At 41.7% G+C, this 17974-nt stretch carries 24 protein-coding genes, 4 tRNA genes and 1 pseudogene; 16 read left to right on the forward strand and 13 right to left on the reverse strand.

Annotated elements, in window-relative coordinates; translation table 11 throughout:
- The 3 genes and pseudogenes from FTU46_RS08590 to FTU46_RS08600 form a co-directional block, all read left to right on the forward strand.
- Nucleotides 1–146, forward strand: a pseudogene (locus FTU46_RS08590) (IS4 family transposase); the annotation flags it as partial.
- A gap of 202 nt (nucleotides 147–348) precedes the next feature.
- Nucleotides 349–1287 carry a sensor domain-containing diguanylate cyclase gene (locus FTU46_RS08595; RefSeq protein ID WP_180104747.1) on the forward strand — a complete coding sequence of 313 codons (939 nt, stop codon included), beginning with the start codon at nucleotides 349–351 and terminating at the stop codon, nucleotides 1285–1287.
- Between the two features lie 529 nt (nucleotides 1288–1816).
- Entirely contained in the window at nucleotides 1817–2860 is a 1044-nt protein-coding gene (locus FTU46_RS08600; RefSeq protein ID WP_180104748.1) for a hypothetical protein, read from the forward strand.
- A gap of 57 nt (nucleotides 2861–2917) precedes the next feature.
- Here FTU46_RS08600 and FTU46_RS08605 read toward each other — a convergent pair whose 3' ends face one another.
- Nucleotides 2918–3790, reverse strand: a complete 873-nt coding sequence (locus tag FTU46_RS08605; RefSeq protein WP_004782422.1) for an ATP-binding protein — start codon at nucleotides 3788–3790, stop codon at nucleotides 2918–2920.
- 189 nt (nucleotides 3791–3979) lie between these two features.
- Here FTU46_RS08605 and FTU46_RS08610 point away from each other — a divergent pair, with 189 nt between their 5' ends.
- The 6 genes from FTU46_RS08610 to FTU46_RS08635 all read left to right on the forward strand — a co-directional run bounded on the left by FTU46_RS08610 (nucleotide 3980) and on the right by FTU46_RS08635 (nucleotide 7211).
- Nucleotides 3980–5488: a DUF3336 domain-containing protein gene (locus tag FTU46_RS08610; protein ID WP_180104749.1), complete on the forward strand. Its 1509-nt coding sequence runs from the start codon at nucleotides 3980–3982 to the stop codon at nucleotides 5486–5488.
- Nucleotides 5460–6299, forward strand: a complete 840-nt coding sequence (locus tag FTU46_RS08615; RefSeq protein WP_180104750.1) for a protein kinase — start codon at nucleotides 5460–5462, stop codon at nucleotides 6297–6299. Before FTU46_RS08610 ends, FTU46_RS08615 begins: the two co-directional genes overlap by 29 nt.
- A 107-nt stretch (nucleotides 6300–6406) precedes the next feature.
- Nucleotides 6407–6491 (forward strand) — tRNA-Leu (locus FTU46_RS08620).
- Between the two features lie 33 nt (nucleotides 6492–6524).
- Nucleotides 6525–6598 (forward strand) — tRNA-Trp (locus FTU46_RS08625).
- Nucleotides 6599–6638: 40 nt separating this feature from the next.
- A tRNA-Leu gene (locus tag FTU46_RS08630) sits at nucleotides 6639–6723 on the forward strand.
- Between the two features lie 402 nt (nucleotides 6724–7125).
- A tRNA-Leu gene (locus tag FTU46_RS08635) sits at nucleotides 7126–7211 on the forward strand.
- Between the two features lie 61 nt (nucleotides 7212–7272).
- On the opposite strand, the gene FTU46_RS08640 is transcribed toward FTU46_RS08635, so the two are convergent.
- The 12 genes from FTU46_RS08640 to FTU46_RS08695 all read right to left on the reverse strand — a co-directional run bounded on the left by FTU46_RS08640 (nucleotide 7273) and on the right by FTU46_RS08695 (nucleotide 13213).
- Nucleotides 7273–7584: an AlpA family transcriptional regulator gene (locus FTU46_RS08640; protein WP_004782416.1), complete on the reverse strand. Its 312-nt coding sequence runs from the start codon at nucleotides 7582–7584 to the stop codon at nucleotides 7273–7275.
- Nucleotides 7584–8159, reverse strand: a complete 576-nt coding sequence (locus FTU46_RS08645; RefSeq protein WP_218951183.1) for a DUF262 domain-containing protein — start codon at nucleotides 8157–8159, stop codon at nucleotides 7584–7586. Before FTU46_RS08645 ends, FTU46_RS08640 begins: the two co-directional genes overlap by 1 nt.
- Nucleotides 8156–8470 (reverse strand): hypothetical protein, encoded by a 315-nt coding sequence (locus FTU46_RS08650; RefSeq protein WP_180104751.1) that lies wholly within the window; start codon nucleotides 8468–8470, stop codon nucleotides 8156–8158. Before FTU46_RS08650 ends, FTU46_RS08645 begins: the two co-directional genes overlap by 4 nt.
- Nucleotides 8463–8714, reverse strand: coding sequence for a hypothetical protein (locus FTU46_RS08655; RefSeq protein ID WP_180104752.1), 252 nt, complete (start codon nucleotides 8712–8714; stop codon nucleotides 8463–8465). Before FTU46_RS08655 ends, FTU46_RS08650 begins: the two co-directional genes overlap by 8 nt.
- Nucleotides 8707–8943, reverse strand: coding sequence for a hypothetical protein (locus FTU46_RS08660; protein ID WP_180104753.1), 237 nt, complete (start codon nucleotides 8941–8943; stop codon nucleotides 8707–8709). The genes FTU46_RS08655 and FTU46_RS08660 overlap by 8 nt, the downstream gene beginning before the upstream one ends.
- Nucleotides 8936–9352 carry a DUF551 domain-containing protein gene (locus FTU46_RS08665; protein WP_180104754.1) on the reverse strand — a complete coding sequence of 139 codons (417 nt, stop codon included), beginning with the start codon at nucleotides 9350–9352 and terminating at the stop codon, nucleotides 8936–8938. Before FTU46_RS08665 ends, FTU46_RS08660 begins: the two co-directional genes overlap by 8 nt.
- Complete coding sequence (locus FTU46_RS08670; RefSeq protein WP_180104755.1) at nucleotides 9349–9966, reverse strand: lambda exonuclease family protein; 618 nt, start codon at nucleotides 9964–9966, stop codon at nucleotides 9349–9351. The genes FTU46_RS08665 and FTU46_RS08670 overlap by 4 nt, the downstream gene beginning before the upstream one ends.
- Complete coding sequence (gene bet, locus FTU46_RS08675) at nucleotides 9947–10828, reverse strand: phage recombination protein Bet (RefSeq protein WP_180104756.1); 882 nt, start codon at nucleotides 10826–10828, stop codon at nucleotides 9947–9949. The genes FTU46_RS08670 and bet overlap by 20 nt, the downstream gene beginning before the upstream one ends.
- Nucleotides 10828–11379, reverse strand: coding sequence for a hypothetical protein (locus tag FTU46_RS08680; protein WP_180104757.1), 552 nt, complete (start codon nucleotides 11377–11379; stop codon nucleotides 10828–10830). The genes bet and FTU46_RS08680 overlap by 1 nt, the downstream gene beginning before the upstream one ends.
- Nucleotides 11376–11930 carry an Nmad5 family putative nucleotide modification protein gene (locus FTU46_RS08685; protein ID WP_180104758.1) on the reverse strand — a complete coding sequence of 185 codons (555 nt, stop codon included), beginning with the start codon at nucleotides 11928–11930 and terminating at the stop codon, nucleotides 11376–11378. Before FTU46_RS08685 ends, FTU46_RS08680 begins: the two co-directional genes overlap by 4 nt.
- Nucleotides 11930–12226 (reverse strand): hypothetical protein, encoded by a 297-nt coding sequence (locus tag FTU46_RS08690; protein ID WP_306670140.1) that lies wholly within the window; start codon nucleotides 12224–12226, stop codon nucleotides 11930–11932. The genes FTU46_RS08685 and FTU46_RS08690 overlap by 1 nt, the downstream gene beginning before the upstream one ends.
- Nucleotides 12227–12529: 303 nt before the next feature.
- Nucleotides 12530–13213, reverse strand: a complete 684-nt coding sequence (locus FTU46_RS08695; protein ID WP_180104759.1) for a helix-turn-helix transcriptional regulator — start codon at nucleotides 13211–13213, stop codon at nucleotides 12530–12532.
- A 124-nt stretch (nucleotides 13214–13337) separates the two neighbouring features.
- Between FTU46_RS08695 and FTU46_RS08700 the strand changes: the two genes are divergently transcribed.
- The 7 genes from FTU46_RS08700 to FTU46_RS08730 are packed head-to-tail and all read left to right on the forward strand — an operon-like array spanning nucleotide 13338 to nucleotide 17974.
- The gene (locus tag FTU46_RS08700; protein WP_180104760.1) at nucleotides 13338–13538 is read left to right on the forward strand and encodes a hypothetical protein; all 201 of its coding nucleotides are present in this window, start codon (nucleotides 13338–13340) and stop codon (nucleotides 13536–13538) included.
- Nucleotides 13538–13843, forward strand: coding sequence for a hypothetical protein (locus FTU46_RS08705; protein WP_180104761.1), 306 nt, complete (start codon nucleotides 13538–13540; stop codon nucleotides 13841–13843). The genes FTU46_RS08700 and FTU46_RS08705 overlap by 1 nt, the downstream gene beginning before the upstream one ends.
- A 14-nt stretch (nucleotides 13844–13857) precedes the next feature.
- Nucleotides 13858–14562, forward strand: coding sequence for a phage antirepressor KilAC domain-containing protein (locus tag FTU46_RS08710; protein ID WP_180104762.1), 705 nt, complete (start codon nucleotides 13858–13860; stop codon nucleotides 14560–14562).
- A complete protein-coding gene (locus FTU46_RS08715; protein ID WP_180104763.1) occupies nucleotides 14559–14729 on the forward strand; it encodes a hypothetical protein in 171 nt (56 codons plus the stop codon). The genes FTU46_RS08710 and FTU46_RS08715 overlap by 4 nt, the downstream gene beginning before the upstream one ends.
- Nucleotides 14722–15453 carry a replication protein gene (locus FTU46_RS08720; protein ID WP_180104764.1) on the forward strand — a complete coding sequence of 244 codons (732 nt, stop codon included), beginning with the start codon at nucleotides 14722–14724 and terminating at the stop codon, nucleotides 15451–15453. The genes FTU46_RS08715 and FTU46_RS08720 overlap by 8 nt, the downstream gene beginning before the upstream one ends.
- Nucleotides 15453–16772 (forward strand): DnaB-like helicase C-terminal domain-containing protein, encoded by a 1320-nt coding sequence (locus tag FTU46_RS08725; RefSeq protein WP_180104765.1) that lies wholly within the window; start codon nucleotides 15453–15455, stop codon nucleotides 16770–16772. The genes FTU46_RS08720 and FTU46_RS08725 overlap by 1 nt, the downstream gene beginning before the upstream one ends.
- A complete protein-coding gene (locus FTU46_RS08730; protein ID WP_180104766.1) occupies nucleotides 16769–17974 on the forward strand; it encodes a hypothetical protein in 1206 nt (401 codons plus the stop codon). Before FTU46_RS08725 ends, FTU46_RS08730 begins: the two co-directional genes overlap by 4 nt.

The following is a 17974-nucleotide window of genomic DNA, read 5'->3' on the forward strand; positions in this document are numbered from 1 at the left end:
ATTTAGGAAAAACAGGTTGGACAGTTCAACGTTTACTCAGAATAATTCAAGTGAATTTGTTTGAAAGAAGAACTTTAAAAGCTTTATTTTCACCCGATAAAATACCCATAAAACAAGAGGAAGCTCATTTGAGCTTCCTCTTGTGAAAAATTGTGGGACAGCAATGGCGTTAAGCCTCTTTTTTTATTGGACTGCTTTTGTGGAGCAGAAATATTCAACACATAATATTAATAATTTAATTATTTTGGCTCTGCCACAGTAAGTGTTTTCGTATTGATACCGTAAAATAGTTTAATAATATAGAAATCCCTCTCTATTATATGCGGAATGATGCAGAGACTATTTCGGATGGATAATATCAGTTTTAAAGGTTTTCAGGATGCGGGACAGGCAGTTTTAAAATATCTGCATCAGCATTTTGGCTTTAATTTATGGATGATCACCCGGGTAGAAGACAATGACTGGATTGTGCTGCAAAGCGAAGATCATGGCTATGCTGTCCAGCCAGGTCAGGTATTTGAATGGGCCAATTCTTTCTGCTGCCATATGGTCGCAGGCAAGGGACCAAGAATCGCACCCCGCTCTGAAGAAATTCCTTTATATGCGACTGCGCCAATTAACCAGCATTTCTGCATCAAATCCTATATTGGTCAACCACTTTTTAAAGAAGATGGCAGTCTATTTGGGACATTATGTGCGGTTGATCCTGAAGCCAAGTCAGATGCCATCATTCAGGATCTGGCGATGGTCGAGTTATTTAGCAAGCTTTTGAGCTCCATCTTACAAGCTGAGTTGCGTCAGAACGAGCAAATCCGTCAGCAAGAACTGCTACAGCAACAAGCCAGTAAAGATGAACTGACTGGGTTATATAACCGTCGTGCCTGGGAGAAACTGCTACAGGCAGAAGAAGAACGTTGTAAACAGTACGGTCATCCGGCTGCGATCTTATTTATAGACTTGAATGACCTGAAAAAAGCGAATGATAGTCTGGGGCACAAGGAAGGTGATAAATTAATTCAGCATACAGCACAAGTCCTTCAAGAAAATGTACGTAGCAATGATATTGTGGCGCGTATCGGTGGTGATGAATTCGTAATTCTGAGCATAGAAAATGATAAAGCGGGAGCTGAGCGTTTGCTCGATCGTTTAATTGAAGCCTTTGCAGAAGCAAAAATTGAAGCCGCATTTGGTATGGCGATGCGTCATCCAACGACTGGCCTGGTTGAAGCACAGTGGCAAGCAGACAAAAATATGTTTGAGTACAAGCGCTGGAAAAAGTCTATTTAAATATTTTTGATTTTTAATATTTTTAAGGAGGTGTCTGAGAATGTTCAGCCATGAGCTGCCAAGTTTTTTCTACAATAAATAGAAGTAATTAATTTCCTTTTATTCTTATTTTTAGGTTTTATTCAAATTTTAATTGTCTAGAAGCAACCTAAGTTCTTCTTTAAACCCGGCTATTCAAAAGATAACTTTTCGACTTTTTAACCTAACGGTTACAAATTTTATAAGTATTGTTGTAAAGAAAATATGTGTTATTTGGGTTGGTTTCTAAGAGTTAGTTATGAGAACTAATAAGACCTTGCTCTAGAAGTAACATCTTATTTTTTAATGAGCATTGTTGTATGAAATATAAATTAAAATTACAGAGTTAATCCTTAGTTTATTAAAAGATAAAGCACGATCAGAGTGTAAGAAATACTGTCCAGAAAAAATATCATCGACAGGTAGTGGGTTTGTATTGTGCAGTTTTAATACGCCCATCTTTCATTCTCATTGAATAAAAATGCAAAGAAATTCTAGGGAATAAAATTTTATGAAAAAGCAGATGTCATTCTTTGGGCTGGTTTTGGTTTCAGGCTTGCTTACAGCATGTGGTGGCAGTGGAGGTAGTTCAGATAACCCTACAGTGACTACACCACCAAATGTTCCAGAGGAGAGTATTTCTCCTGAACTTTCAGAAGAATTTATTCCTTTTGAGGATCGCGATATCATCGATAAAATCCGCGACAAAATTAACAATAGCACCAGTAATGATACAGACTATAACGTTGCGTTAGGCCATATGATTGGTGAGGTGTTTGCGGATTATCCTTATGGACGCACGGGCCGTATTATCAAGATTTATAATCTGGGTGTGAATAGCATCAAGTATCCAAATCTGATCTGTTCGGAGGTGAATACCAATGGTGCGGTGAAAACCTTTAAATTAAAAACAGATAAAAATAACTGTATTGTTCTGGATAAAACCTATCGCAAAGATTCAACCATTACCCAGACAGTCAATGGTGATACTACGACCTTGACCTTTAGCAATGTACGTTATGGTTCCAATGTTGATTTTAATCTAAAAGATGACTATCTGATTTCAGGTACGATTGTTCATACCAAAAGCAAAAACAATCTAGGTGCATTGGAAAGCTATAAAATTGACCGTCTGGAATTTCAGCGTGTAGCGGAAGACAAGAATGCGGGTAAATCTGGCGCTGAGTATGATGAGCTGAGCAAGGAATACTTACTGGTGCGTAATTACAACTATAGCCTTGTAGATGACTATGGTAGTGGCAGTAATGGTATTCGTACCTTAACCAGCAGCGGCAGCATTATTGGTCAACCCAATCTGGCGGATTACCGTTATAGTTTTGATTTTAATACGACTACACCGTTCAAGATGGACGAAACGGTGTTGAATAATTATAAGCATCTGCCAAAAGAGGGTGTGCTTAAAATTACTGATAGTTATGATCAGGTGATTGAGGTCAAACAGAATCAGCCTGAATCCTTAAAAGCAACTGTCTATTTCAATGGCAGTGAGCTGGATGACCTACTGTGGTCTACGATTATTGGCAATAAAAAATAAGAACTAACCTTATAAAAAAAGCTCCATCATGGAGCTTTTTTTATTTTGGGAAAGAATTTACAGAGAATTCAACTGCTGCGAACCAATCCAGTGTTTAGAGAACTGATAGGCTGCGCGACCTGAGCGTTGACCACGCGCCTGACACCAGCGTAATGCTTCAGCACGGGCTTCAGCTGTCAGTTGCATATCTGCCTTTTTCAGATAATGCTCGACAATTTCCAGATATAGGTTTTGATCCATTGGGTAGAACGACAGCCATAAACCAAAACGATCCGACAAGGAAATTTTCTCTTCAATGGCTTCCTGTGGATGTAATTCCGTATATTGCGGTACATCCACTTTGGTTACCGGGGTATTTTCATGCATGAACTCCGGCAATAAATGACGACGGTTACTGGTCGCATAAATCACAAAATTACTGGAACCGGACTGTAATGAACCATCTAGCACACTTTTCAGACTGCGATAGTTTTCATCTTCCGCATTGAAGGCCAAGTCATCACAATAGACAATAAACTTTTCCGGACGACCGGCGATCAGTTGTTGAATTTGTGGAAGATCTGACAAATCATCGCGTTCAATTTCGATCAGACGTAGACCCTGATCTGCATATTCAGTTAACAAGGCACGCACAATCGAAGACTTGCCTGTACCGCGAGAGCCAGTCAGTAAGACATCATTGGCAGGCAATCCTTTTAGAAACTGCAAAGTATTCTGAATGACTTTTTCTTTTTGTCGTTCAATACCTTTTAAGTCTGCCAGTTCAATCTGTTTGAGCTGGTGAATGGGTTTGAGTTCTCCTGCCTGCCATTTATAGGCATAAGCAGAAAAATCAGGACTTTGTTTTAATTCAGGCAGACTTTGCTGGAGCTGGAGAAGGACAGTAGAAAGAGCATTTAAGATATTGTCAGGTAAATCAATTTTCGCCATGATTTGAGCAGTACATTTACAATTATGGCTAGAATACTATCACTGTAAAATTCACAGTCAAAGTCTGGAAAGTGTGATAATTTGCTTAAAGTGGTGAATTTTCGTTATTGTAGTACAAAGAAAATAGATGTCTGTTTTTTGTACATGGTTGCAGGATGTCTGAAAATTACAATATAGGGAAGAGGGCAGATGCTGTTTAAAGATTTTACTCAGGATATCAATCCACATCAGGCCTATCGTATCAAAAAGCTGAAGCAGCAATTGCAGCAGGCTGAAACTTACGAAGAATGGAAATATATTGCCTTAAAGATCGATGAAGAATCTGGGGCACAAGAATGGAAACTGGATAATAGTTCACCGTATTTTGATGCTGAAGTGATTGCGCATCGACTGGGGAAATTAAGACGTTACCGTCAGCAGAAACGCACTCGCGACCTGATGTATATCCTGCGTGAAGGGCTGAGTTACGATATTGCCAATATTGCCCATCCTTTATTGTTTACCGTCACTTATGTCGGCACTAAAAAAATTATTGAGGATTATGTAGAAGAAGTCAGTCTGGGCCTGACTTATATTGCTTCTGCACAATGTACCTGTCTGACTCTTGAAGAGAAAATTGAATATTTTGAACACTGCCAACGTGCTTATGGTCAGCCCGCTTTAATGTTCTCGGGCGGTGCCACACTCGGTTTATTTCATACCGGTGTATGTAAGGCGCTAATGGAACAGGATTTGTTACCTCGAGTGATGTCGGGTTCCAGTGCTGGTGCAATTATGACCGCAATGTTGGGCGTTTCCAAACCTGCGCAGTATGTAGATATTTTAAAAGGCCATAACTTTTTCCATGAAGCCTTTCATTTCCGTACCATGAGTGAATTAATGAAGGGCAATGGTGGTCTGGCGGATGTCAAATACCTGAAAAAATTCCTGATCGAAAACTTGGGAGATATGACCTTTGAAGAAGCATTAAAAACTTCCGGTCTGCATATCAATATTGCGGTTGCTCCTTATGATGCCGCGCAGGATGCTCGGATCATGAATGCCTATACATCTCCAGATGTACTGGTCTGGAGTGCGGTGCTGGCATCTTGTGCTGTGCCGATTTTGTTCCCGCCGGTACGTCTCACCAGTAAACGTCATGATGGTCAATATACGCCTTATATGGGCGCAACACGCTGGGTAGATGGTAGTGTCCGTAGTGATTTCCCGCAGGAGAAAATGGCACGGCTATACAATATCAATTACACCATTGCCAGTCAGGCCAATCCGCACATTGTGCCTTTTATGCAGAATGATATTTCACGCTTCCGTAAAGGAACTTTAAGCTGGCCGAAACGCATTGTACGCCGTCAGAGTGTGGTATTTACCAAAGGAATCATGGATTTTGCCCGTGAGCATGCGGGCAGTTTGCCGCCAATCCGCCGTTTGCTGGATCATGGTTATGGCGTGGTGGATCAACGTTATTATGGTGATGTGAATATTGTGGGTAAATATAGCCTGCGTCATTATAGCTATATGCTGCAAAATCCTCGTCCGCATTTGTTCAAGGTACTGCAGCGTGAAGGTGAGCGGGCGACCTGGCCAAAAATCTCCCTGATCGAAACTCAGGAGCGGGTAGGTAAAACTATTCAGCATTGTCTAGAACTGCTAAATTACCAGCATGCACCAGATGCCAAGCAGGAATATATTGTTACTTAACCCCGCCAAACTGCATCAGCTTAATTTTCAGCTTAAGACCAAAGCCCGAAGTCTGGGTTTTGGTCATCGTCTTTATTATCTAGAAGTTAATCCTGAGACCGGGTCAGCATTGTGGTTGAAAACCCAGAATCTGGATTCAACGGCTATTTCTCGGTATGCCCAAACTGGCTTAAGTCATGAGCTGGACTTTTATGAAGCTTATGGTGAGCAAGAAGGGCGGACTTTCATGCTTCCGCATCAAATTATTCGAAAGCCATTTCAGATTAGGAATGAATTTTTCAATCAGGCTTTGATCTTACCTAATGCGCCAGCACATTTTGATATATGTCCTAAGCTGTTCTCGATTCAAGAAATTCGTCAGCATATGCTACGAGCATTAGAACCGTTGATAAGCTTACAAGAACTCGGGTATCTGCATGCTGATCTCAAACGAGAGCATTTTGTTATTTATCAGAAATGGGTCTGTTTGATCGATTTTGAGCAAGTTCAGCCAATCAATTCTTTAAACCAAGCAATGAACGCTACACCACGTTATATGGCACCTGAACTATTTCAAGGGCAAGCCAAGTCGCTACAGAGTGAAGTTTATGCTTTGGGTATCATTTTTTATGAATGGCTCACAGGGCAGCGCTTAGAAGCAGCGGATTATCAAGATTGGGCATTATTGCATTGTCAGCGTTTTAAACCTGAGCTACCTACACAATTCCAAGCTTTGCAAAGCCTGTTACAAAATATGCTTCGAAAGCACTCACAGGATAGATTGTCTGATTTCAAAGCCGTAAAACAGGCCTTACTTACTGAAATTGCATGAGAAAAATACAATAAATTGTATATTGTTTTTTATTTAATCAAACGAGTGGTTTTTTCTTAAAAAGAGCTTGTCAGGTGAAATTGATCCCTATAGTATACACAGCCATCGGGGACGTGGCGAAATTGGTAGACGCACTGGATTTAGGTTCCAGCGCCGCGAGGTGTGAGAGTTCGAGTCTCTCCGTCCCCACCAATTTACTCAAGAGATTGAGTAAAATGGCCGAGTAGAGGATTGGTGTAATGGTAGCATGACGGTCTCCAAAACCGTTCGTCAAGGTTCGAATCCTTGATCCTCTGCCAAAGTTTGAAAAAAAGTCCAACACTAAGTTGGTACCCTGATGGGGACGTGGCGAAATTGGTAGACGCACTGGATTTAGGTTCCAGCGCCGCGAGGTGTGAGAGTTCGAGTCTCTCCGTCCCCACCATCAAAAGAGACAAGGTTGATGCCTTGTTTTTTTTTGCCTGAAATTTAAGGCTGAGCCATCTTTTAATCTCATTTTCATTATTCGCTTACTTTCGATGAGTGGATTTTAAATACTCAAACTAAGTATCAGTGAAGATGAGAAGAGGTAAGCCCTTTAAAATATCCAATCGATTGGCTGGATGTGATATTTAGGCTGATCTAAACACTATTAAAATTAATATTCAGCACTCTTTCAAATAACTTGATTTTTTAAATTGGAGAAATGAAATTAAGTGGTTTCTTTAGAAATAAGCCAGTATTTAATCATCAAAGAATTAACTGATTAATTTTTGATATAAAAACACCGAGTTGATCATAGAATCGCTTGTCAAGCGGATGCGATCGCTATAATATACACAGCCACGGGGATATGGCGGAATTGGTAGACGCACTGTGTTCAGGTCGCAGCGCCTTCTGGGCGTGAGAGTTCGAGTCTCTCTATCCCCACCATACATTTTATAAAATCAATAACTTATAACTCTTTGGTGCAGATTTGGTGCAACCCTTAGTTTTAAGAGTTGCTTCTCGGTCTTCCGGTTTTCTTAGATTTAGCCATTTTTTCAATATCTGATCGATTCCATCGAGAGCGCTGTCCATCTTTTGACACACGTTTTGGCATTTTACCATCACGATCAAGCTTTCTCACATATTCCGCTGAATATCCCAAAACTTTTGCTGCTTCAGCGGTGTTTAGTGTTAAAGGCTTCTTGTCTACAATTTCTTCCAGGCGCTCGACTTTCTCAACCAGATATTGATTCTGAGATTTAAGCTCTTCAAACATTGCGAAAATCTCAGGCATCCATCGGCTTGAGCCAACTTCCATTAAGACACCTCCAATTTTTTACCTGCTTTGATCATTAACTCTCGAACCCGATCCAACTCCTCTTTAGAATGTGGAGTTCCACCACCATTAATATCTAAGTAAAATTTCAGGAGATCTTTGCGATCCTGAAAGTCATACATCTTTATAACAAGCTGCAGGTCACGCAGGATTACTCGCATTGGCAGCACTTCATAATCAAGACCAAATACTGGCAACTCCTTATTGATAAATCTTCTAATCGCTGTTAATCGTTGAAGACCATCAATACAAACAACCTGCTCAGGAAGATCGCCAAGCAACTTTGTTTCACGCCATGTTGGGCAGTTAAATCGAATTGTTAACCCACTTTCATCTACGATTCTGCGTAACACATTTTCTATGTAGGCCACTTGCTGCGCTTCAGTCCAAATATGGCCACGTTGGAAATCAGGGTTTATATCAACACCATGTTCAACCGCTTCAGCCTCCAAAACCAACCATTGCTCCAAGTAACTAAAACCACAATGAAAGGTACGAATAGGGCGCTCAACTGGATTAACAGCCTCAAGAAAATCATCATAAGAAATTCGATTCAAGACACTTCTCCCAAACTCTTCACCACGCCATACTGATCAAACTTCGCGATATATGACGACAGCATGTGGTAATACAGGTCAGCATTGCTATTAATCTCAAGAATCACGCCAGTACCATTGTTCACACGCTGTCTTAAAGTTGCTTCCAGCTTGCGAACAAAATCACTGTGCAAGTGATGTGACTCACTCGCAATGTTGTATAAAGATCCGGTCTGACCTGCATCCAAAACCAAATTAAAAGGCTTCTCTTTATACAGCTGATCAATGATGAAGTTGGCCACAGCAATGTTTGTTTGTTGAATTTCAGTCATTTCGATCCACCTTAACTTGAACAACACCACCACAAGAAAAATGTGCATTGCTGGTCATATCTTTCGCGCCATCATCTTTCCAGGTGAAGCTATCAAATACAGCATCACCCACAGGGATTTCAAAAGCCGCCATTTGAGCATGCATCAACTTTAGGCCATCTTTTAACTCATCCAGGCAATCATCAATTCGATCAACAGGGATGTTTAGCAACTCCTTTAGACTTGTAATTTTGTATTCAGTCATTGGCTGGCTCCTTATGTTCGGTGCGAATATCAACACCGCAAAAAGGGCAAAAATTTAAAGCAACGCGATTCTTTTTGAATCGACCCGCTACGATTTCAAGTCGACATGAATCAATATCACGTCTGCTCATGGTCAGACCCTGAATGTCGCCATATTGATTGCGAGTGACTTCACTTAAGGCATCGCACATATTTAGCCAGTTCCCTGTATTTACGCATTTATCAGTCATTGGCTGGCTCCTGTGGTGCATCGGGTAGCGGCATCCAATGCGTTACTTCAGCTTCTTCAAATTCATCTAAAGCCATCACATTATAAATATTGAATATATTGCTGCGAGTTTGTGACATACCGAGCACCAATATATTTTCAGGTGGCAGGTTATCCTTGACGCTGATCCATTCCGGCACCGCTCGGGCTTTGGCTGCTTGCCATGCAGTCCACCCGACATTCAACATGTCAATAAATTTATATTCCTTTGGATCGCACAAGTCAGAAGGGTGGTACTTATTCTGCTCTGGATCAAAGACGGTACACATACCGATGTTTTCAACTTTAAAAAATCCGTTATCTTGAAGTGATTGCTCGTAAGCAAGTAATTCTTTATGAATATCCATCCCACCACCTTCTTTAATTTTCATGCTGCCACCTCCTGTGGATTCAGCTCGCAAATGATCTGGTCAATTTTTTGATTAAATCTAATCACTGACTGCTCAATACCGGCGATATCCAAATCCTTTGCAAATACCCGGATAACCACTAACTGCAAATGCTCAGGCAGGCGAGGGTCATAGCTCACAAAGTCACACCACTTGCGACAAGTACAAGCCAATTGCCAAGTGATCTGTGGCACATATTCAGCAGGCACATCTTTAGTCAAAATGGTATTCAGGTGAGTTTGAGAGCTTGGACATTTAGCCTCGATTTGCCCATCTTTACCCACCAACCCATCAGGACTAGCACCACTCATTTTGATAACCGGGTGATCAATCAGACCTGTTCCAACTACAAAATTACCGGTTTCATTTTCGTAAGCAGCAATCGCATAAGGCTCTTGATCAATACCCCATTGCATTAGGCTTGTGGTTTTAGTTTCCTCCTGAACGCCAGTAAGGCGCTCAGTCAGAATAGTTAAGGTTAAGGCATTGTGTGCTTTGCCTTTCATGGGTTTGGCATCAATATCCTTGATTCGGCTTGCTGTAATCTTGCCGCATCGATCTGCATGCCAACCTTCACTACGCTGGTGAATGGTCATAAGTATCTCCTTGGCGTGATAGGGCTTGATCAGCTAGTTCTGCAACTTGTTTTAAGGTAACTGAATGAGTGGCCCAGAGTAGTTTTTTGCACTCACCTTTAGGCAATGCTTCATAAGCACTCTGTAAACGCCCTAAACCGTATTGAGCTTCAACTTTCAGAGCTTCAAGATGCTCCGCTTCAAATTCCGCATAGCCTTCTGGAGTTGAGCTACTAAGAAGCTTGCTGGCTTCACCTAAAACCTCAGCACCACCCACTGTGATAATTTTTCCTTCCATTTCCTCTTTAGTGTACTCATCACCAATTTCTTCAGGGAAGGCTTTACGCAATGCACCAGCTTCAGCACACTTTGCCAACTGTCCGCGTTTACGCTTAGTCCACATTGAATTCAGACCACCATCCTTAACGGTGGCGCACGCTTCTTCGAAATATTCCGTATGTGAGAAGGCAACCTTTTCACCATGAATAATTCGAAATACAGTCACAGTGCAAAACTCTGGGACTGTATGTGTTGTATTTCCAAACTGGATCTGAACCATTGGGCCAAAAATAGGTGCATCAATACCAGCATAACTATTTGAGCGTGAGGCTGTAATTCGATGCTCGGCGATAGAGGGCATAATCACATCACGCCATTGTGATTGGCCTGTTTTTGCATCCTTCACATTCATCGGAACGATGTGACAAGGCTTTTTCATAATGTCCAGATTACGAGCCTTGCAATATTCAACCGCCATCACGATTGATTCGGGTTTTGCGCCTGGAAAGATTGAAGATGTAAGGGCAGACCACATCGATTGATCAACATCATAATCCTTAAGGGATAAGCCTAACTGGCTTTCAACTTGAGCTACTGCATTCATTACCAATCTCCCGCCATACTTTCAGCAATCCGCGTGTCTTGCTCATCTAATTTCTGTTCAAACATCTGCTCTGCATACTCAGCAACAATTCGATTCAATTCTTGAATCTGCTCATCATTCAGCGTAAATGTCTGACCTTCCTCAGCTTCAAAATTCCAAACATCCAGCAAAGTTACAGGCGTATCTTTCACTACCAGCCAAGAATCAATATCCACCGGCTCTGCATAGCGCATGTCACCATTTGAGCTACGCATTTGCGTCATCGTGTGTGGCAATACAGGCATTGAACAATCAGCCGTTGCCCACAGGTTTTCACCAATCTGGCGATATAGGCCAAAGGTCAGCACGTTATTTTCAATCGAAATGTCCAGATCCACCTGAAAGCTTGGCAGGTCTGAAAAGTACAAATCACGGGTGAACTCTTCATTCACCTTGCAGTCAATTACCTTGGTGCTATGACCATCACGGCACAGGAATAAAGACTGGTTGCCGATGTGGTGGATAGGTCGCATTGCCGCACCACATCCACAGAATTGAGCGTAAGTGTTCATGCTTGCACCTCATCAACTGGAAGGCCTAAAGCAGCGTTTAAGCGATGCACTTGAACAGCCGGGAGAATGGCCATCGTTGGCTTATCCTCAAACTTCTCAAGCAGGGATTTGCATTCTGGCCACACTTCCCAGAGCTTCTTGAATGTGTGTACACTTTCAAGAACAGCATTGATTTCGCGGTGCATTTGGCTGCGCTCATTGGACACATCTTCCTGTTTCTTAAGCGCTTGTAGATATGCGATACCAACAGGATCATTTGCTTCAATTGGGTAACGGTTGTAATTGCTTCTGTACGCCATAAGACGCGCTTCGCCATCAAGATAGATATTGTGCGACTGACCGCCGATATTCACATCGAAGCGATGGGATTTGTAGCAGAAGCCATCTGGTAGCTGTTGCATGATAGGCAGGTGAGCTTCATGAACAGACATATAAACCGCCATACCCGCCTCATCAACTTCAGCTTGAGCTGCTTTCTGTTTGTCTGCGAATGCGTGGTTTAGAACGGTTTTCAACATTTGTTGACGTAATTGTTTAGTTAAACGGCTCATTATTTTTCTCCCTTCGCAATCGCAGCATTAATCTTTTCAATCTCATAACGATCAACATAGGCATTAATCGTCTTGTCAAAATGCACTACGTTCAGAATGTCCAGAAACTCGACTGAGCCATCATCAAGCTGATAATCAACGTAGATGTCGTATTCACCAGCTTTAACTTTTGCTGTGCAGTACTGGTGGCAGACTGCGTTTTCCACCTGATACGATGGGGCAGCGATGTTGATTTGTGGCTGATCTTGGATAGATTCAGCTTGAAAGCTCACAGGCTTGCTTGAATCAAATGCCATAGCACCTAAAGAAAGAGTTCCCAAAATACCCAGGAACAAAGCTCCTGTAATGTTTGGGTTGAAGCGAATTGGTTTTTTATTCATAATTAAATCACTCACAGTGGGTTGTGGGTCGCGCTCCAGGTAGTTGTCGTAGGCTACGCTGGGGCTTTTTGTTGTTTACGAGGTCAATAGTAAACATGATGTGTACTGTAGTCAACACTTTAAATAAACAAATGTGTAATTAATTTATAAACAACTGTTTTATATAGACATAAAAAAAGACCGCATAAGCAGTCTTAAAATTTCATTTTGTTTACTTATCTATGGCAGCGAATTTTGCACATTAAATGCATAGGCAACAACTTCAAACTCCTGGTCGATAATTTCTTGCTGCGTTAAAACTTCTTCTTTGTATTCGTCACTATTGGCGCTAACAATCCTTATGCCGCCCATTGGCATTCTGTATAAGTATTTAAACTTAAAAAGACCACCGTGACATATCGCATAAATCTTTCCATCAATAACATTCTTTCTGCCTATATCAACGTAAACCGTTGCGCCATCATTGATGACCGGAGACATTGAGTTGCCGAAAGCTGTTAATGCAAGCGCATTTGCTGGATCAACACCATAACGTCTTAGTGTTGAAGCACTTAATCTTAATTTTCTTGTTTCTGTATTTATGATTTCGCCAAGCGACCCCGAGCCACAAGACACCAAAACATCTTTATAAAACGGCACTTCAACCTCATCGCTTTCTAAAGGTGTAGAACTATCCCATCCTGCGACACGCGAAACATCCCCACTGGAGCTATCGCCCACACCACTTAAAATCCAGTTTGCAGAACAGCCAAACTCAGCAGCCGCTTTTAAAGCCCCAGCTTTTGATACACCACGCTTTTTCCAGTTGGTCAGCGTTTGTGGTGATTCATCAATACGTCTTGCGATTTCTTCCTGGCTTAGATTGTTGCTCGTCTCAAGCAGCCTTTTAAATGAATCGTGCATAACAAACCCCTTTTATTCTTGGTTTTATTATCTCAACAGTAAACAAATTGTGTTAAACAAATGATTTGACATTAGTAAACACAGCGTTTACTATCTAATACACAAATGTTTATAGGAGAGTGAAATGTCTATCAGCACTGATAAAGACATCATTGTTGCTCTTGGTGGGTCAACAAAAGTTGCTGAGATGCTTGGCTTAAAAAGCAAACAGCGAGTTCAAAACTGGATGACAAGAGGGATACCTGCGGAAGTGAAACTCCAGTATCCGCATATCTTCTTAAATCCAAATATCTCAAGTGTGGCTCGCAACAAGGATGTTGCGTGATGGGGGTAGATGATATGCAAGAAGCGTTGGATTTAGGTTTTCTTGATGTGCATGGGAAAAAGACCGACTCAACATCAGTCCGCATGACACATGAAGCGTTGCAGGCGATTGATGCACTGGCAGCAATGGACGACATAAAGCGTTCAGAGTGGATTCGGGATGCAGCCATTGAGAAGCTCCTGAAGTTTAAGAAACAACATGAGTATCTCAGCAGGGCATTTGGTAATACCACAAATACGGTGAATACATCGTCCACAAATAAAGAAAGCCCAGTGGGTGCAACCACTGAGCTTGATGTTCAATAAGGAGATTAGTCAATATGAACATGCCAATTTTACCACAGTTCGGAAATTCTGAACAAAAAATGTTGAGTAAAGACTTGCTTGATTTAATCAATCAAGTTCGCGCTCAATTCAACGAAAAACCAGTTCGATTGAATGATTTTAATAATCGAGTGGCTGATGAGCTTGATGGTGATAACTACGAAAGTTTCGTAGTTCAAAATTTCAACAATACAGAGTCAGTTGTTTTTGAATTAACAATCGATCAATGCATTTTGATCGGTATGCGCGAATCGAAAGGTGTTCGCAAGAATGTACTAGCCATTTTAAAAGAAAAGCAAAAGCCTTTCGACATCACCAACCCAGCACATCTACTTCAGGCAATTGAGATTCAGGCAAAGCAGAACATTGCACTAAAACAGGAGTTGGAGATTCAAGCTCCAAAAGTCGCATTCGTGGACAAATACGTTGCAGGCAATGGCAATAAAACATTCCGCCAGGTAGCAAAACTACTAGGTGCAAATGAGCGCAAGTTCCGCGACTTCCTGAAAAAAGAAAAGATTATGTACAAGCTCAATGGCGAGTGGCTGGCATATCAAAACCATATAGATGCAAAGCGATTCCACAACAACACAGGTATCAGTGAGAGCAATCACACATTCACACGGTCTCTATTTACGCCAAAAGGTGTCGAGTGGACTGCTGGTGAGTGGGCTAAGTTCAACTTGCGAGGTGTTGTATGAACCACCTAACCCGCCAATTTATCGACCAATACGACAGAGAGCATCCAGACTTTGCTTTCCGTGTATGTGCAGTTGCCGATCTATATGACGCTGACCTGGATATGTTTCACATTGAAGAAGTGCAGGATGAATACGAAGAATTTAAACAAGGGGGAGATTGTGAGTAATTTTATCCCTAACAGCTTCCAGCTTCCGAATGCTTTCGTTGATGAAGCAATGAAGAAACTCAGCCCTACGGCTAACCTCCTGTACATTGTAATTGTTCGCAAGACTCGCGGCTGGCAGAAGAACAAGGACGCTATCTCATTAACTCAATTTGAGGAAATCACAGGCTTGTCACGCAAGACTGTAATCAAGGCGATCAATGAGCTAATCGAGTTTGGTTTTGTGAAAGAGTATGCGCAAAAGAATGCTAAAGCAGCTAAATCTTATGCTCTAAATGATGGTGTATTTTCTACACTAGTAGAATCTCCACTAGTGGAAAATTTACACCATACTAGTGGAGAAATTCCACCAGTTACTAGTGGAAAATTTCCACACACAAAAACAACTATAAAAACAACTAATCAAAAACAAGGGGTGTACTCAGAAGACTTTGAAAAATTCTGGGAAGCATATCCACGTTGTAAGCGTAAATCAGACAAGTCTGGAACATTTAAAACTTTTGAGAAATACAAATCAGTTGTGACTACTGAAACATTGATCAAAATCCTGAACGCTCAAAAACAAGATCAGTCTTGGATTAAGCAAGATGGTGAATTTATTCCAGCACCAACTGCATGGTTAAACCAAAAGAATTGGGAGAATGATTACTGGACAACTCAAGCACCAGTATTTAGTCAAGCAACACCAGCACCTCAAAATCTTAAAACAGTAAAAGGAGCTTGGTAATGTCTGATATTCACAACATCGCAATCGAACAATGTGTACTTGCTGCATTGATGACAGTTCAAAACTCTTATGAAACTGTTGCAGGTGATTTAACTCAAGACTGCTTCTTCTCAACAAAGCATCAAGAAGTTTTTAAGGCTATTTCTGAATTGGCTGATTCTGGAAAACCTTATGACGCTGTACTGGTTGAACAGAAACTCAATCAAAGCAAATCGCTGGTTGATGCAACTGACTACCTGATGACGATCATGTCTGAATCACCATCAAGTTTTTATAACTTGGGTAGCTATGTATCTGAACTCAACAAATTAAAAACACACCGCAAGGTTGAGGAAATCGGCAAGAAGATTGCCATGATTGCACATGACCTGAATCTGGATGATGTGTTTGCAGAGGCGGAAGGCTTGTTTAGCGGATCAGACAGCCAGGATCAGAATCACTTGGGCGCAAGCTTTGAAGATTCAATTGATAGTGCTTTGAAAAAGATGATCGAAAAAGCCGAAGCAATGGCACAAGGTAAACCATCAGGTGTGAGATTCAACCTTCCCACTTTGGACAACCTGATTGGCACAGTACAAAAAGGGCATTTGTGTGTCGTTGGTGGTAGACCGGGTTCGGGTAAATCGACTTTGGCTCAGATGTCGGCTTTGGATACAGCACTTAAAAACAAGGGTGTGCTGTTTGTATCGGCTGAGATGGATAAAGAGACTTTAGCCAATCGCATGATTAGCGCCTTGAGTCTGATCCCTTATGACGAATTGCATAACGCTCGTATGTCGTCAGGTGTGATGAAAGCATTCACGGATGCCCAAGCTGCCTATGCAAAGCTGCCAATCTGGATCGAACCGAAGCAAAAGCCGACATTAAGCGAAGTTCGTACCTATGTTCGCAAAGCAGAGCGCAGATTCAAGAAGATCGGACTTGGATGCATCGTTATTGACTACCTGCAGCTTCTTCGTAATCCAAGCCAAAGAGACCGCATTCAAGAGGTGGCATCCATCAGCCGTGAACTCAAATCAATGGCGAAGGAGTTTGAGTGTCCTGTTATCGCACTGGTTCAGTTAAACCGTGATGCAGACAAAGGCTCACGTCCTAAGAGTTCAGACATTAAGGAATCAGGTCAGATTGAACAGGATGCAGACCAGATCGTTTTATTACACCCAAAACTGCAATCAGAGGACTTGATGCCGACTGGTGTGACTGAGGTGCTTGTGACTAAAAACCGTCATGGCAAGAAAGGAATCGTACTGGTTCAGGATCAATTAGATGTATGTCGTTTTGCAAGTGTTGCTCAAGAGCAAGTAGGGGGTGGGGTGTGAGTATTTATCAAAAACAAATCGAATCTGAAAAATTAAATAACGATGTTGAAGCTTGGCTGACTAAAAACCAAATCACTCAGTTGCCAATGGGTTTCACAAAGTTTCCTGATGGGAATATTCCAAAAGAACGTGCAAAGGTGGTAGCTCCTGAATCTGAACGTAATGCAAAAATTGAAGCCACTAACACAGAAGCTCGCCAGGCAAGAGAGGTTACAAAACGCCAGCAACGTGCTGAAGCTAAACAGCGCAAGCAAGAGGAACGAAAAAGACGTGAGCGCGAACTTGAGTCGGCTAAACAGCAACGTGCTTTAGAGCGTGAGAAAAAAGCCGAGCAAATCAAAAAAGAGCGTCAAAAAAGCGTAGCTCTTAAAAAAGCTGAAAAGGAGGCGGAAAAGCAGGATCGACAATTACGCCTCCAGAAACAAAAAACACTGCTTGAAGGATTTAAAGCGAGAGCGCGTTTTGGTGACACAAGCAAACTAGCAAAACAGTTTGGTGTGGCATGGAACCGAATCAATGATGCAATTATCGGTAGATATGCGCTGACTTGGGAAAGGATCCATGAGCTAGAAGAAATTATTAAAAACTTCGAATACGCGGATGGGCCGGCGCTTATGGCAATGGATAAAAAATCATTTATCCGCATTCATAACATGGCTCGTAAAAAAGACGCTGTGCAACGAGGCGAAAGAACATTCCTGGCTTACTGCATCAAAGAGGAAAAAGAAACCTGTTTTGGAATCTACAACTCGGGAACGACTTATTGCATAAGTTGTAGAAGCGCAAAGGTGAAGCAGTACAACAATCAAAAATTATCCAATAACCGAATGCTGGCAAATGACGCACGTATCCGTGGAGAGAAACGTTTTTATGGTGAATGCAAAAAGCATGGCCCGGTTGAGTACGTAGTTCATGCAAAAGTGCATCGCTGCACCAAATGCGAGTCTGATAGAGCCAAGAAGTCATACGGACCAATCACGGAAAAATGGAAACGTATAAATCGCAACCTGGAAGCAATGAAACAAGCTATGGAAAGAGGTGAAACGCATTTTGAGGGCGAGTGCGAGAAGCATGGGATGGCACTTCATAAGCGAGTGATGTCACATGGAGCTTATGGAACTAAGTGTGTTCTTTGCAAGCGTGAAGCAAACCGGGCTTATCACAAACGCAAGCGTGAACAGGCTCAAAAGATTGGGGAGTAG

Source organism: Acinetobacter sp. YH12108 (assembly GCF_013419055.1).
Classification (GTDB): domain Bacteria; phylum Pseudomonadota; class Gammaproteobacteria; order Pseudomonadales; family Moraxellaceae; genus Acinetobacter.